This window comes from Paraburkholderia sp. RL17-380-BIE-A (genome assembly GCF_046028085.1).
Taxonomy (GTDB): Bacteria; Pseudomonadota; Gammaproteobacteria; order Burkholderiales; family Burkholderiaceae; genus Paraburkholderia.
This window is the reverse complement of the sequence record NZ_JARESQ010000005.1, coordinates 433177-447931: the sequence shown is the minus strand read 5'-3', so window position 1 is coordinate 447931 and position 14755 is coordinate 433177. Positions and strand designations below refer to the sequence as shown.

At 61.6% G+C, this 14755-nt stretch carries 11 protein-coding genes; 9 read left to right on the top strand and 2 right to left on the bottom strand.

From position 1 onward, the window contains the following. Window positions 1–179 precede the first annotated feature (179 nt). On the bottom strand, window positions 180–1376 hold the full coding sequence (locus tag P0D68_RS11615; RefSeq protein WP_408301269.1) for a M20 aminoacylase family protein: 1197 nt from the start codon (window positions 1374–1376) through the stop codon (window positions 180–182). A 180-nt stretch (window positions 1377–1556) separates the two neighbouring features. On the opposite strand from P0D68_RS11615, the gene P0D68_RS11610 reads away from it, so the two are divergent. Continuing rightward, window positions 1557–3635 carry a molybdopterin-containing oxidoreductase family protein gene (locus P0D68_RS11610; protein WP_408301111.1) on the top strand — a complete coding sequence of 693 codons (2079 nt, stop codon included), beginning with the start codon at window positions 1557–1559 and terminating at the stop codon, window positions 3633–3635. A 147-nt stretch (window positions 3636–3782) separates the two neighbouring features. Continuing rightward, complete coding sequence (locus tag P0D68_RS11605) at window positions 3783–5456, top strand: long-chain fatty acid--CoA ligase (RefSeq protein ID WP_408301113.1); 1674 nt, start codon at window positions 3783–3785, stop codon at window positions 5454–5456. 215 nt (window positions 5457–5671) lie between these two features. Here P0D68_RS11605 and P0D68_RS11600 read toward each other — a convergent pair whose 3' ends face one another. Then, on the bottom strand, window positions 5672–6841 hold the full coding sequence (locus P0D68_RS11600) for a porin (RefSeq protein ID WP_091798771.1): 1170 nt from the start codon (window positions 6839–6841) through the stop codon (window positions 5672–5674). 303 nt (window positions 6842–7144) lie between these two features. Here P0D68_RS11600 and coq7 point away from each other — a divergent pair, with 303 nt between their 5' ends. The 7 genes from coq7 to P0D68_RS11565 all read left to right on the top strand — a co-directional run bounded on the left by coq7 (window position 7145) and on the right by P0D68_RS11565 (window position 14753). Next, on the top strand, window positions 7145–7783 hold the full coding sequence (gene coq7 / locus P0D68_RS11595; protein WP_091798774.1) for a 2-polyprenyl-3-methyl-6-methoxy-1,4-benzoquinone monooxygenase: 639 nt from the start codon (window positions 7145–7147) through the stop codon (window positions 7781–7783). Between the two features lie 410 nt (window positions 7784–8193). Next, a complete protein-coding gene (gene mraZ, locus P0D68_RS11590) occupies window positions 8194–8622 on the top strand; it encodes a division/cell wall cluster transcriptional repressor MraZ (protein WP_091798777.1) in 429 nt (142 codons plus the stop codon). Window positions 8623–8637: 15 nt separating this feature from the next. Further along, entirely contained in the window at window positions 8638–9591 is a 954-nt protein-coding gene (rsmH, locus tag P0D68_RS11585) for a 16S rRNA (cytosine(1402)-N(4))-methyltransferase RsmH (protein ID WP_091798781.1), read from the top strand. Next, the gene (gene ftsL, locus P0D68_RS11580; RefSeq protein ID WP_091798783.1) at window positions 9588–9938 is read left to right on the top strand and encodes a cell division protein FtsL; all 351 of its coding nucleotides are present in this window, start codon (window positions 9588–9590) and stop codon (window positions 9936–9938) included. Before rsmH ends, ftsL begins: the two co-directional genes overlap by 4 nt. Beyond that, window positions 9935–11800: a peptidoglycan D,D-transpeptidase FtsI family protein gene (locus tag P0D68_RS11575; RefSeq protein WP_408301117.1), complete on the top strand. Its 1866-nt coding sequence runs from the start codon at window positions 9935–9937 to the stop codon at window positions 11798–11800. The genes ftsL and P0D68_RS11575 overlap by 4 nt, the downstream gene beginning before the upstream one ends. After that, window positions 11797–13344 (top strand): UDP-N-acetylmuramoyl-L-alanyl-D-glutamate--2,6-diaminopimelate ligase, encoded by a 1548-nt coding sequence (locus P0D68_RS11570; RefSeq protein ID WP_408301119.1) that lies wholly within the window; start codon window positions 11797–11799, stop codon window positions 13342–13344. Before P0D68_RS11575 ends, P0D68_RS11570 begins: the two co-directional genes overlap by 4 nt. Further along, window positions 13341–14753: a UDP-N-acetylmuramoyl-tripeptide--D-alanyl-D-alanine ligase gene (locus P0D68_RS11565; RefSeq protein WP_408468405.1), complete on the top strand. Its 1413-nt coding sequence runs from the start codon at window positions 13341–13343 to the stop codon at window positions 14751–14753. The genes P0D68_RS11570 and P0D68_RS11565 overlap by 4 nt, the downstream gene beginning before the upstream one ends. Window positions 14754–14755 lie beyond the last annotated feature (2 nt).

Sequence of the window (14755 nt, the reverse complement as noted above, 5' to 3'; positions counted from 1 at the left end):
TAGTATCAGAAACCCCACCCCGAAAAGGTGGGGTTTCTGCGTTTACGGCCGCCGCCCAGAGTTACCCCTACTCAACCTCGCGCTTAGACGCTAAGCGGGTTCAACTGTCGCATTCGTATCCCCAATGCAACGACATAACAGGCGGCGAATTAATCGCCACCTTAAACCCCGAGAGATTTCTATTTCTCTTGCGCCAAGAACCGCTGGGCAAGTCGCACCCAGTATGTCGAACCGAGCGGCAATAACTCGTCGTTGAAGTCATAGCTCGCGTTATGCAGCATGCACGGACCCGCGCCGTGACCCGAATCCCGGTGGCCACCGTCGCCATTGCCCAAAAATGCGTAGCAGCCCGGCTTGGCGAGCAACATGAAGGAAAAATCTTCCGCGCCCATCGTCGGTTCGACCGCATCGTCGACGTTTTCCGCGCCGACAATTTCCTTCATGACCGTCGCCGCAAAGCGAGCCTCTTCGCGACTGTTGACCGTGGGCGGATAGTTTCGGTGGAATTGAATGTCGACGGAGCAGTCGTAGGCTTCGGCCGTGCTCTCTGCGATCTTGCGCATGCGCGCCTCGATAAGATCGAGAGTTTCTGTTGTAAAAGTCCTCACCGTGCCTGCGATCCACGCATTGTTCGGGACGACATTGACGGCGTCGCCGGCGTGAATCTGTGTGATTGACAGCACTCCGGTGTCGAGCGGCTTCTTGTTCCGCGTGATGATGCTCTGCAGTCCATTCGCGATCTGTACCGCTGTGAAAACAGGATCGCGACCGTTGTGCGGCATAGCCGCGTGCGAGCCTACGCCTGTGATTTCAATACGAAATTCGTTACTCGAAGCCATGATCGGGCCCTCGGTTACACCGAACTGACCCGCCCTCATGCCCGGCCAGTTATGGATCCCGAACACCGCGTCGACCGGAAACTTTACGAACAGGCCGTCGTCGATCATGGCCTGCGCGCCTGCGCCGCCCTCCTCGGCGGGCTGAAAGATGAACACGATCGTGCCATCAAATTCGCCATGTTTGACCAGGTGCCGCGCAGCACCGAGCAGCATCGCGGTATGCCCATCATGACCGCAGGCGTGCATTTTTCCATCGTTTTTCGACCGATGGTCGAAGCTGTTCAGTTCCTGAATCGGCAGCGCATCCATATCGGCGCGCAAACCAATGGAGCGTGAGCCGTTGCCGCGTTTCAGTACACCGACCACGCCGGTTTTGCCCAATCCTCTATGCGTTTCGATACCCCACGATTCGAGAGTTCGTGCGACCAGATCTGCTGTTGCGGTTTCCTCGTATCGCAGTTCCGGATGGGCGTGGATCGTTCGTCGGAGAGTCTGGATTTCGCCGTGAGCGGCCTGGATTTCTGGGATAAGTTTCATGATGGAGTGATGATGCGTGTGTGCTTTGGCTTGCGTGGAATCGCTCGGGGCCACATTGGTCCGGGCACGGTGATAATCGATTCTACGCCGAAGGCCTTTTTGGCGGCACGGTGCAAGTCGACAGGCAATTGACGTAATAGAATCCCGCATTGCTCTACTGCTCCCTCGAACGGACCGCCGATGAATGCTCCGACTGAACACGCTCGCGTCGTCTGCCCGCACGACTGCCCCGACACCTGTGCGATGCGCGTGACGGTCGAGGCCGGTCGCGCTATCAAGGTCTTCGCGGATCCCGAGCACCCTCCTACGCAAGGTGCGCTATGCACGAAGGTCAGCCGCTATGCGGAGCGCGTGCATCATCCGCAGAGATTGACGGCACCCATGAAGCGTGTCGGCCGTAAGGGCGAAGGCCACTTTGAGCCGATCAGCTGGGACGAGGCGTTCCAACTCGCTGCTCGCCGCCTCTCGGAGATTGCAGGCCGCGCGCCGGAAGCGATCCTCCCGTACAGCTACGCCGGCACGATGGGGCTGGTTCAGGGGGACAGCATTGCGCAGCGGTTCTTCCACAAGCTCGGCGCATCGCAACTGGATCGCACGATTTGCGCGGCCGCCGGCGCGGCCGGGCTGAAGTACACCTATGGCGCGAGCCTTGGCATGCTCACCGAGTTTTTTGACGAGAGCGAAGTCATCCTGATCTGGGGTTCGAATCCCATAGCGTCGAACCTACATTTCTGGTCACGCGCCCAGCAGGCCAAGCGTCGCGGTGCACGGCTGATCGCGATCGATCCATACCGCTCCCTGACGGCTGAAAAATGCCATCAGCACATTGCCCTGAAACCCGGCACCGACGGCGCATTGGCGCTCGGCATGATCAATGTGTTGATCACGGAAAATCTGCTCGATCACGAATACATCGCCGCCTATACGTTAGGCTTCGACCAACTTAAGGCCCGTGCGCTCAGCTACCCGCCATCGCGTGTTGCCGACATCTGCGGTATTGATGAGAGCGTGATCGTCGATCTTGCGCGACTGTACGGCGGCACGAAAAAAGCTGCGATTCGCATGAACTACGGCCTGCAACGGGTACGTGGTGGCGGTAACGCCGTGCGCGCGATCGCCTGCCTGCCGTCGCTCACGGGTGCGTGGCGGGAGCGAGCGGGCGGTGCGTTGCTGTCGTCGGGTGGTTGGGCACCGGTCGACTCGCATGCGTTGCAGCGGCCGGATCTGATGCCGGGTTGGCCGACCAGGACGAGCCGCGTCATCAATATGAACGCAATCGGCGACGCGTTGCTGCACAAGGGCGACGCGGCATTCGGCCCGAAAATCGAATCTATCGTCGTCTACAATTCGAACCCCGTGGCGGTCGCGCCAGATTCCGAGCGGGTCGCCGCAGGTTTCGCGCGCGAAGATCTGTTCACAATCGTCCTCGAACATTTCCAGACCGACACTGCCGACTACGCCGATCTGCTGCTCCCCGCGACGACCCAACTCGAGCACCTCGACGTCCACAAGTCCTACGGCCATACACACGTAATGGTCAACCTGCCGGCGATCGCCCCGGTCGGCCAGGCGGTTCCGAACACAGAGATTTTCCGGGGCATCGCGCGTCATATGGGGCTCGAGGAGCCAGCGCTATTCGAGAGCGACGAGACCGTTGCACAGGCGGCGTTCAGCTGGCAAGACAGAACGCTCGAAGGCGTCGACTGGGAGAGCCTGAAGAAAACTGGCTGGGCCAGGCTGAACCTGCCCGATGCGCCGTTCGCCGAGGGTGGCTTCCGAACACCGTCCGGCAAATGCGAGTTCTACAGCGAACGCCTCGCACAACAAGGACTCGACCCGCTGCCCGACTATCTGCCGCCGCACGAGTCCGCCGACGGCGCACCTGAACTTGCCGCCCGATATCCGCTGGCCATGATCTCGCCACCGGCCCGCAACTTCCTGAACAGCACGTTCGTGAACGTCGAAAGCCTGCGTTCCACCGAAGGCGAGCCGCATCTCGACATGCATCCGGCCGACGCGCAATCGCGAGAGATCGTCGATGGCGATCAAGTGCGTATTTTTAACGATCGCGGCTCGATGCAGGCGCGCGTCCGCGTTACCGATAAGGCACGCGAGGGGCTCGTGGTCGGCCTGTCGATCTGGTGGAAGAAGCTTGCGCCGGACGGCCGCAATGCCAATCAGGTCACCAGCCAGGCGCTCACCGATCTAGGCGGATCGGCAACTTTCTACGACTGCCTGGTCGAAGTCGAGCGCGTCTGAATCACGCTCAATCATCCCGCGATGCTCGCGTTTTGGAGGTTCGAGGTTGCAGTCTAACCCGGCCGCTTTTCGCGATTAACACCTAGGTGCCCATGCTACGATGCGTTTTTAGCACGACCATTCGAAAATAAAAGGAGGAGACGCTGCATGGACAAAATCTGGCTGAAATCTTATCCACCCGGCGTTCCCGCAGAGATTGACCCGACCCGCTATTCGTCGCTCGGAGAACTGCTGGAAGAAGCCTTCCGCGAACACCGCGCGAAACCGGCGTTCGTCTGCATGGACGAGACGATCAGCTATGGCGAGCTCGACGCGCTTTCGCGCAAGCTGGCAGCCTGGTTCCAGTCGAAGGGCCTTGCCCGCGGTACGCGCATCGCGATCATGATGCCGAACGTGCTGCAATATCCGGTGGCGATTGCCGCTATCCTGCGCGCGGGCTACGTGGTCGTGAACGTGAACCCGCTTTATACCCCACGCGAATTGGAGCATCAGCTCAAGGACAGCGGCGCGGAAGCGATCATTCTGCTCGAGAACTTCGCAGTCACGCTGCAGGCGATCGTACGCAACACAGCGGTCAAGCATGTCGTCGTGGCGGCGATGGGCGATCTGATGGGGATCAAGGGCACGCTTGTGAACTTCGTCGTGCGCAAGGTGAAGAAGATGGTGCCGGCATGGAGTCTGCCAGGTCACGTCAAATTCAATACTGCGATCGCGGAAGGCGGACGCCAGAATTTCAATCCGGTGCAGCAAGGCCCGAACGATGTCGCGTTTCTCCAATACACGGGCGGCACGACAGGCGTGGCCAAGGGCGCGACGCTACTGCATCGGAATCTGATTGCCAATGTGCTGCAGTCGGAGATCTGGCTCGATCCGGTTCGCGCGAATCGTACGGACATCGATCAGTTCATTACCGTCGTTGCATTGCCGCTGTATCACGTATTTGCGCTGACGGTTTGCGGGTTGCTGACCATCCGTACCGGCGGCCTCGGCGTGCTGATTCCGAATCCGCGCGACATTCCGGGCATGATCAAGGCGCTCGAAGGGTATGCGATCACGACAATTCCCGCCGTCAACACGCTGTATAACGCGATGTTGAATAGCCCGGATTTCCATAAGCTCGATTTTTCGAAGCTGATCGCCGCGAACGGTGGCGGAATGGCGGTGCAGGAGGCCGTTGCCAAGCGCTGGTACGAGCATACGCACACCCCGATCATCGAAGGATACGGGTTGTCGGAAACGTCGCCGTGCGTGACCTGCAATCCGGTGACCGTCACCGAATACAGCGGGACAATTGGCTTGCCGCTGCCGTCGACGGAAATCTCGATTCGTGACGACGAAGGCAACGAAGTGCCGCTCGGCCAGCCGGGCGAAATCTGCATCTGCGGTCCGCAGGTCATGGCGGGTTACTGGAACCGGTCCGACGAAACGGCGAAAGTGATGACGTCGGATGGCTTCTTCAAATCGGGCGATGTCGGCCTGATGAACGAACGTGGCTTCGTCAAGATCGTCGACCGTAAGAAGGACATGATTCTCGTGTCGGGTTTCAACGTCTATCCGAACGAAATCGAAGACGTCGTGGCGAAACTGCCGGGTGTGTTCGAAGTCGCTGCGGTCGGTGTACCGGATCAGCATTCCGGCGAAGCGGTGAAGCTGTTTGTCGTGAAGAAGGACCAGGCGCTCACCGACGCCGACATCTTCGCGTACTGCAAGCAGCAGTTGACTGGCTACAAGCGACCTAAGATCGTCGAGTTCCGTACTGAATTGCCGAAGAGCAATGTCGGTAAGATTCTGCGCCGGGAGTTGCGCGACGGGCGAGCATAGGCCAGCAGAATCGGGCGCTAATCACGTACGAAGCAGGCACGAAGTGGTGCATTAGCGAAAAAAAGCAAAAGCCCGGCAGAGGAAAGTTTGCCGGGCTTTTTTCCGTTTATGCCACCGCCGTCACCATTTAAAGCCGGCCAATCGGCGATGCGCCGCAAGCCATAAAAAAAGGCGCCCGAAGGCGCCTTTGAGGCAAACTGCTTTATTACGACTTATTAGAACTTGTGGCGGATACCGACGCGAGCTGCGAGTTGGTTCTGGTTCGACGAACCCGACAGGCCGTTGATGCCTGCCGTTGCGTCGACCGTAGCGCCTGCTGCGTTGACCGTGTCGCCCAGAGCGTGTTGGTACACACCGATCACGTACACGTCCGTGCGCTTGGACAGGAAGTAGTCCACGCCGATCGCGCCTTGGTGGTACTGAGCACGCGAGTTGCCGTTGATTTCCGCGCCGCGGGTGTAGTCATACGCTGCGCCGACCAACAATGCCGGGGTCAACTGATACTTGAAGTTCAGTTCCGCGTTGTTGAACGTAGCCGACTGGCCCTTGAACGGCGATGCGAACGAAGCGCCCAGGTTGCCGAAGCGGATGTTCGAGTACGTCACGCCGACCGTTGCTGCGCCGAACGTGTATGCGCCGCCTGCACCGATGACCTGGTACGTGTTAGCCGATGCGAAGCCAGCGTAGACCGGCGAGCTCACAGCAGCGGCCGGTGCTGCAGCCGTACCGCCGTTGTTGAACAGGCCACCCGAAGCTGCCGGGCTGCGTGCGTTCAAGTAACCAACGCCGAGAACGAGGGGACCGTTGTTGTAGCCAGCGCCCAACGACCAGATCTGGTTCGACGTGACGTTGCCAGCAACGCCGCCGAAGCTGTACGTGCCGCCGAACTTCAGGCCACCGTAGTCAACGCTCGTGTACTTGACCGTGTTGTTCGTGCGGTATGCGTTGTTGAAGTTGTCGATGTCGCCCGGGTGAGCAGCGATGTAGCCGCCCCACTGGTCGCCGGCTTCCAGCGGACCAACGTAGTCGACGACGGAGTCGTACTGACGACCCAGCGTGACCGTACCGAATTGGCTCGACAGGCCGACGTAAGCTTGACGACCGAACATCAGGCCGCCTTGACCCAGCTTGCCGTTGTTCACGTCAAAGCCGTTTTCCAACACGAAGATTGCCTTCAGACCGCCGCCCAGATCTTCCGTGCCACGCAGGCCGAAACGCGAGCCTTGCATAACGCCGCTGGACAGGTTGTACAGGTGCTTGCCACCCGAGTTGGTGTTGATGTTGAAGCCTTCGTCAATGATACCGTACAGGGTCACGCTGCTCTGAGCATGTGCGACGCCTGCGAATGCGCCCAGTGCTGCGAGAGCGAGAAGCGACTTTTTCATCGAATGATCTCCAAGGATTACGAATCTTTTGTACAAGGCAGAATATTTATCTAGCGTTGAGGCCTTGCTTGTCCAACTTCGCGAGAAGTTGCACGTAATGTAACAAAAGGCCTACATGGGACAAAGAAAAAGGAGCGGGACAGGAAGCCTCCTGTTTCGTTTACGCAACATGGTCTAAAATCAGAAATTAGCTGCCGGATTCACCCGGTTTGAAGCTTTTCGCGAAGCCTGTTTTGCGCCGTAAAGCCTTATGGCGCGGACCAGTTGGATCGATGAGGCGGCTGTTGAACGAGGGAGCGCGGAATGTTTCTGGATGAGTTGATTAGCGAGTTTGATCGGGGTTTACGCTCAATGACCGGTGTGTCGCGAATGAGTCGCCCGCTGCCGGTTCCGCACGAATCCGCGGTGACGGATGCTGCGCCCGAACTCTCGCCGGCCGAGCGTGCACACTCGGCTGGATTGATGCGCGTGAACCACGTCGGCGAGGTATGCGCCCAGGCGCTCTATCAGGCACAGAAACTTGCGACCAAGTCTCCTTCGTTGCGTGTCGTGTTCAATCGCGCGGCGATCGAGGAGGAGGATCATCTCGCTTGGACTTCCAGGCGGCTCGAAGCGCTCGATTCGCGTCCCAGTCTGCTGAACCCGCTGTGGTATGCCGGCGCGCTGGCAATCGGCCTCGCGGCAGGGCGCATGGGCGACCGTGTCAGCCTCGGTTTCATGGCCGAAACCGAGCGTCAGGTGGAGCAGCATCTCGATAGCCATCTGGAACAACTGCCGGCAGCCGACCGGGAGTCGCGCGCGATCGTCGAGCAGATGCGCGTGGACGAGGTGGAACATGGCAAGGCTGCAATGGACGCCGGCGGGGTCGAGTTGCCATTCCCCGCGCGCGCACTCATGCGCGCCGTGTCGAAAGTCATGACTCGCACTGCCTATTACATATAAGCTCGAGTCCTCTATTTACGTACCTCCCGAAAGTGGACCGGCGCATCGCGCGCCGTCCACCTGAAGTACCCGGCAACGCCATCCCACACTGCCCGATCCCGCTTGACGATCTCTTTCATTCCGCGCCTTTCCCTCGCACTTTTCACGTATCACCTTCACAAGTTGCACTAGCTCATTCATTTATAACGGTTTTCCGTTTCTATGTCCGACGTGAAGGAGTCGCGCTAAGTCCTTGTTCTAACAAACAAAATTCGTCGGAAAACCGTGTATCTCCCTTGACCCCTGTTTAGCGTTCCTCTAAAGTGGGAGACAGTGTGAGAAAGTGTATTTTTGTGTGATCTCACAGGCGGTTTCGGGTAGATTTTCACGAATCGGGCAGCGGGCGCAAACGCGCCACAGGGGAGAGCGAAGTGTTCCAAGGGGCGTCGGCGCTGACGCTCGATGCGAAAGGGCGGATGTCTATTCCCTCTCGGTATCGGGATGCGCTGCAAACACAGGCAGAGGGCCGGGTGACGATCACCAAGCACCCGGACGGCTGCCTGTTGCTCTTTCCGCGCCCGGAGTGGGAAATCTTTCGCGACAAGGTCGACAAGCTGCCCATGAACGCGACCTGGTGGAAGCGCATTTTTCTCGGCAATGCAATGGACGTCGATATGGACGGCGCAGGGCGCGTGCTCGTGTCGCCGGAATTGCGCACGGCCGGCGGTTTGGAAAAAGAAGTGACCTTGCTCGGCATGGGTCGTCACTTCGAGTTATGGGATGCACAAACTTATGCCGCGAAGGAACAGGCGGCAATGGCAGAGGGCATGCCCGACGCCCTGAAAGATTTCACGTTCTGATCGCGGTTTACTTATATGGCGCCTGCGATGGGAAATGAATTGCAGCATCGCACGGTGTTGCTGGAAGAAGCGGTTCAAGCGCTGGTCACACGCGCGGACGGCGTGTATGTGGACGGCACGTTCGGGCGCGGGGGGCATAGTCGGCTGGTGTTGGAGAAGCTGGGTGAGTCGGGGCGTCTGATCGCTTTCGACAAAGACCCGCTCGCCATCGCCACGGCTCAGCAGATCACGGATCCGCGCTTTGGCATCGTGCACGAGAGTTTTGCTTCACTGCGCACCGCGATTGCGGAGCGCGGCGTAGGACGGGTGTCGGGCGTTTTGCTGGATCTGGGCGTGTCGTCGCCGCAAGTCGACGATCCGGAGCGGGGCTTCAGCTTCCGCGCCGACGGCCCGCTCGATATGCGGATGGACCCGACGCGCGGCGAATCGGCTGCTGACTGGCTGGCGCGGGCCACGGTGCAGGAATTGACGGAGGTGATACGAGATTATGGGGAAGAACGGTTTGCTTTTCAGATTGCAAAGGCGCTTGTTGCTCGCCGGGCAGAGTCCGACCGTCTTGGGCCTCTCGTCAGCACGGGCGAGCTTGCCCAAATCGTGGCTAACGTCGTCAAAACCCGTGAGAAGGGCAAGGATCCGGCAACCCGCACCTTTCAAGCTATACGGATTCACATCAATCAAGAGCTTGCGGAGCTGCAAGTCGTTTTAGAAGCAGCGTTGTCGCTGTTGGAGCAAGGGGGGCGGCTGGTGGTCATCAGCTTTCATTCGCTCGAGGATCGGATCGTCAAGCGATTCATGCAGGCGCACGCCAGTACGCCTGCGGTGGATCGCCGTCTGCCGATTCGCGCAGTCGATCTGCCGAGCCCTCCGCTCAAGATCATCGGCCGCGTGTTCGCGAGCGACGCTGAAGTCGCCGCGAACCCGCGCGCCCGTTCTGCCGTGATGCGCGTGGCGGAGCGGATCGCACCATGAACCGCCTCAATATCTTCCTGCTGATGATCGTGATGGGCTGCGCCTTGTCTGTCGTCAACGCGACCAATCAGCAGCGTCAGATCTTTATCCAGTTGCAGCGCGCTCAATCGCAGGAGCGCCAGCTGCAGCAGGACTATTCGCAACTTCAATATCAGCAGAGCGCGTTGTCGAAAACGTCGCGCATCGAGCAGATCGCCACTGATTCCCTGAAGATGCAATCGGTTACGACCGGCCGTACCCAGTACCTCACGCTCGATCCGGGCGCGGCAAAGGCTGAAGATGCGCCGATCCCGACTTCCGGCCCGGCCTCGGCGCCGGTGGCGACCCGTCGCGGAGGCGTGCGATGAAAAAATCGTCGGCTCGCAAGAGCGTGGCTTTCTCGGCCAATCCGATCCTGTCGGTGCGCCTGCCAATGTGGCGCTCCAAGCTCGTCGTGTTCATGCTGTTCATGGCGTTCGTCGCGCTCACCGCGCGCGCGTTCTGGATTCAGGGCCCGGGCAACGCGTTCTATCAGAAGCAGGGTGAAATCCGCTATCAGCGCCGCCTCGAATTGCCGGCCACGCGCGGCAAGATTCTCGATCGCAACGGGCTCGTGCTGGCCACGAGTTTGCCGGTGCGCGCGATCTGGGCTATCCCCGAATCGGTGCCGGACGACCTCGGCGCCGACAAGCTGACTTCGCTCGGCAAATTGCTCGGCATGACGAACAAGGAGCTGCGCGCCAAGCTGTCGGAGGACAAAACCTTCGTCTATGTGAAGCGCCAGGTGCCGGTGGACATCGCGGAAAAAGTCACGGCGCTCGACATCCCAGGCATTTACGCGCGCGACGAGTACAAGCGCTTCTATCCGGAAGGCGAGATCACGGCCCACCTGATCGGCTTCACCAACGTGGAAGACGAAGGCCAGGAAGGCGTCGAACTCGGCGACCAGAAGCTGCTCGCCGGCATGTCGGGCAGCCGCCGCGTGATCAAGGACCGCATGGGCCACATCATCGAGGACGTGGACGAGCAGGTCGTGCCGCACAACGGCCAGGACGTGGATCTTTCGATCGACAGCAAGATTCAGTACATCGCTTATACGAACCTGAAGGCGGCCGTCGAAAAATTCAAGGCGAAGGCCGGCGCGGCGATGGTGATCGACGTGCGTACCGGTGAAGTGCTGGCGCTCGTGAATTACCCCACGTACAACCCGAACGACCGTTCCCACCTGACCGGCGACCAGTTGCGCAATCGCATCCTGACCGACACGTTCGAGCCCGGCTCGATCATGAAGCCGTTCACGGTCTCGCTCGCGCTCGATCTGCACCGCGTCACGCCGACTACACTGGTTGATACAGGCGGCGGCCGCTTCGTGCTCGACGGTGCGCCGATTACCGACGACAGCGCGTTCGGCGTGCTGACGGTGGGCGGCGTGATCCAGAAGTCGAGCAACATCGGCGCGACGAAGATCGCCATGCAGCTCAAGCCCGAAGAGATGTGGAACATGTACACCAGCATCGGTCTCGGCCAGGCGCCGAAGGTCGGCTTCCCGGGCGCGGCGGCGGGCCGTCTGCGTCCGTGGAAAGGCTGGCGCCGCATCGAACAGGCGACCATGTCGTATGGCTACGGTCTGTCGGTCTCGCTGTTCCAGTTGGGCCGTGCTTACACCGCGATTGCGCATGACGGCGAAATCATGCCGGTATCGATCTTCCGCACGCCTGGCGATCAGCCGGCCACCGGCCCGCAAATCTTCGCGCCGACCACGGCTCGCGAAGTGCGCGCCATGCTCGAAACCGTCACGGCGCCGGGCGGCACGTCGCCGGATGCGGCGGTGCCGGGCTATCGCGTCGGCGGCAAGAGCGGTACGGCGTACAAGCACGGCGCGCACGGTTACGACCACTCCAAGTATCGCGCGTCGTTCGTCGGCATGGCGCCGATGCCGAATCCGCGCATCGTCGTGGCCGTTTCGGTCGACGAGCCGACGGCGGGCAGCCACTTCGGTGGTCAGGTGTCGGGTCCGGTGTTCTCGGCGATCGTCGGCGATACGTTGCGTTCGTTGAATGTGCCGCCGGACATGCCGGTCAAGCAGATGGTGGTGTCCGACGACTTGGCCCCGGCCGCGCCGGGCGCGCCCGCCACGCCAGCCACGGCCAAGAAACTTTCCACCAGCGCCGGCGCCAAGAAGATGACGATTTCCGCGAACGCGAAAAGCCACCCGGGAGTCGTGCGATGAGCGCGCTGCGCGAGAAGCATCCCGAGCAGCGGCAAATCGCCGACGCCCTCAACTGGCTGCACGCTCACGTGCAGCCAGGCGCGCATCTGCACGCCGACACGCGCTCGCTCGCAGCCGGCGACGCGTTTTTCGCCTACGCAGTGGACGGCGCGGACAACCGCCCGTTCATCTCGGGTGCGATCGAACGTGGCGCCGCCGCCGTGCTGGTTCAGCCCGAGGGTTTCAGCGGTGCGATCGATCCGTCGAACACGCTCGCCGTGCCGGCGTTGAACGAACTCGCGGGTTCGATCGCAAGCGGCTGGTATAACGATCCGAGCGACAGCATGCTGACGGTCGGCGTCACCGGCACGAACGGCAAGACGTCGTGCAGCCAGTGGATCTCGGCGGCGTTGACCGCGCTCGGCACGCGTTGCGCGATCATCGGCACGCTCGGCACGGGTCTGCCCGGCCAACTGGTGCACACCGGCTTTACGACGCCCGACGCGCCGCAACTGCAACGCAGCCTCGCGCAGTTGCGCGACGCGGGCGCGCAGGCGGTCGCCATGGAGGTGTCATCGCACGCGCTGCACCAGGGGCGCGTGAACGGCACGGCGTTCGACATCGCCGTGTTCACGAATCTCACGCAAGACCATCTCGACTACCACGGCACGTTCGAAGCCTACGAAGCCGCGAAGGCCCGCCTCTTCGCCTGGCCGGAACTGCGCGCGGCCGTGATCAATCGCGACGACGCGGCCGGCCGCCGTTTGCTCGCCAGCACGCAAGGCCACGCGCGCACGATCGCCTACGGGTTGGGCGACCTGCAAAAAGACGCACCGCAAGCCGACGCATTGCTGCTCGCATCGAATGTGCGCGCAACCGCCACGGGCACCGCGTTCCATCTGAGCACTTCTGACTGGGGCAATGCCGAAGTCGAAGTGCAGACGCTCGGCGCGTTCAACGTGAGCAATCTGCTCGGCGTGCTGGGCGCGTTGCTCGCCGCCGACGTGCCTTTCGAAGCCGCACTGGCCGAACTGGCGAAGCTCGAATCGGTGAACGGCCGCATGCAGCGTTTGGGTGGCCGCTTGCAGAACGACGAGCCGCTCGTCGTGATCGATTACGCGCACACGCCGGATGCGCTGGAAAAGACCCTCGAAGCGCTGCGCCCGATGGCAACCGCACGCGGCGGCGAACTGATCTGCATGTTCGGCTGCGGCGGCGACCGCGACGCGACCAAGCGTCCGCTGATGGGCGCGATCGCCGAGAAGATCGCCGACGGCGTGGTCGTGACCAGCGACAACCCGCGCAGCGAAGATCCGCAATCGATCATCGAGCAGATCGCGGCGGGTATGAAGGACGCGTCGAAGGCGCGCCGTATCGAGGACCGCGCAAGCGCGATCCTGCAAGCAATCCGCAGCGCCGCGCGCGAAGACGTCATCGTGCTGGCCGGCAAAGGGCACGAAGCAACACAGGAAATCATGGGTAAGAAACGCGCTTTCTCCGATCAGGATCACGCTCGCCTCGCGCTGGCCGCGCGCGCGACGCACGCACGCGGAGGTGGCGAATGAGCATGTTTTCGCTGCGTAAAGCCGCCGCGCTGATCCCGGGCGCGACCGTGCTCGGCGACGAGACGGTTGCGTTCGAACGCGTTTGTACCGACAGCCGCAGCGCCGGCCCCGGCGACCTGTTCGTCGCGATCAAGGGCGATCGTTTCGACGCGCACGACTTCCTGCCGGACGTCGCCGCGCGCAACGTGACGGCAGTTCTTGTCACGCGTACGCCGCAAGACTGGAATGTGCCGGCGCTCAAAGTCACCGACACGCGCGTGGGTCTCGGCGCGCTCGCGCGCGGTTGGCGCCGCCAGTTCAGCATGCCGCTCGTCGCGGTGACGGGCAGCAACGGCAAAACCACGGTCAAGGAAATGATCGCGTCGATCTTCGCCGCCGCGGTCGGTGCCGAAGCGCGACTTGCCACCGCGGGCAACTTCAACAACGACATCGGCTTGCCGCTCACGCTGTTCCGTCTGCACGCCGCGCATCAGCTTGCGGTGGTCGAACTCGGCATGAACCATCCGGGCGAAACCTCGGAGCTCGCGAAAATCGCCGAGCCGACGGTCGCGGTGGTGAACAACGCGCAGCGCGAGCATCAGGAATTCATGGCGACGGTGGAAGCCGTCGCGCTCGAACACGCAAGCGTGATTCACGCGTTGTCGCCGGAAGGCGTCGCGGTGTTCCCGGCCGACGACGCCTACGCGAGCATCTGGCGCGTAGCCGCGACCGGCAATCGCATCATGGACTTCGCGCTGAATTCCGCCGAACGCATCACCGAAGCCGCAGTGAAGGGCACGTTCGACGGCAACGTGTTGAGCATCAACACGCCAGAAGGCCAAATCGAAGTCACGCTGCAAGTGCTCGGCAACCACAACGCGCACAACGCGCTGGCCGCAACGTCGGCCGCGTTGGCTGCGGGCGTTTCGCTCGACGCGATCAAGCGCGGTCTCGAATCGTTCGGCGCCGTGAAGGGCCGCCTGCAGGTGAAGCAAGCCGTACTCGGCACGCTCGCCGGCGCGACCGTGATCGACGACACCTACAACGCCAATCCCGATTCGATGCGCGCCGCGATCGACGTGCTCGCCTCCCGCGCCGCGCCGCGCGTGCTGGTGATGGGCGACATGGGCGAAGTCGGCGACAACGGTCCGGCGTTTCACCGCGAAATCGGCGCTTACGCCAAGGAACGCGGTATCGACGCGCTATACGCCATGGGCGACGCCTCGCGCGACGCCTGCACCGCGTACGGCGCGAGCGCGCATCACGTCGCCGATATCGGCACGCTGGTCGCGCAATTGCAGCAGGCCGGTTTCGGTCCTGCCGCAACGCTTCTCGTGAAAGGCTCGCGCTTCATGCAGATGGAGCGCGTGGTGGACGCCGTAACGAGTCCACAACCCAACGCAGCGGGCAGTACGCCCGCCGCACATTGAAA

What these genes read in the sequence shown, in the direction of transcription:
- ftsL (WP_091798783.1), top strand. Translation starts at nt 9,588, where the DNA reads ATGAACCGCCTCAATATCTTCCTGCTGATGATCGTGATGGGCTGCGCC.
- rsmH (WP_091798781.1), top strand. Translation starts at nt 8,638, where the DNA reads ATGGCGCCTGCGATGGGAAATGAATTGCAGCATCGCACGGTGTTGCTG.
- P0D68_RS11615 (WP_408301269.1), bottom strand. Translation starts at nt 1,376, where the DNA reads ATGAAACTTATCCCAGAAATCCAGGCCGCTCACGGCGAAATCCAGACT.
- P0D68_RS11575 (WP_408301117.1), top strand. Translation starts at nt 9,935, where the DNA reads ATGAAAAAATCGTCGGCTCGCAAGAGCGTGGCTTTCTCGGCCAATCCG.
- P0D68_RS11600 (WP_091798771.1), bottom strand. Translation starts at nt 6,841, where the DNA reads ATGAAAAAGTCGCTTCTCGCTCTCGCAGCACTGGGCGCATTCGCAGGC.
- P0D68_RS11565 (WP_408468405.1), top strand. Translation starts at nt 13,341, where the DNA reads ATGAGCATGTTTTCGCTGCGTAAAGCCGCCGCGCTGATCCCGGGCGCG.
- P0D68_RS11605 (WP_408301113.1), top strand. Translation starts at nt 3,783, where the DNA reads ATGGACAAAATCTGGCTGAAATCTTATCCACCCGGCGTTCCCGCAGAG.
- coq7 (WP_091798774.1), top strand. Translation starts at nt 7,145, where the DNA reads ATGTTTCTGGATGAGTTGATTAGCGAGTTTGATCGGGGTTTACGCTCA.
- P0D68_RS11610 (WP_408301111.1), top strand. Translation starts at nt 1,557, where the DNA reads ATGAATGCTCCGACTGAACACGCTCGCGTCGTCTGCCCGCACGACTGC.
- P0D68_RS11570 (WP_408301119.1), top strand. Translation starts at nt 11,797, where the DNA reads ATGAGCGCGCTGCGCGAGAAGCATCCCGAGCAGCGGCAAATCGCCGAC.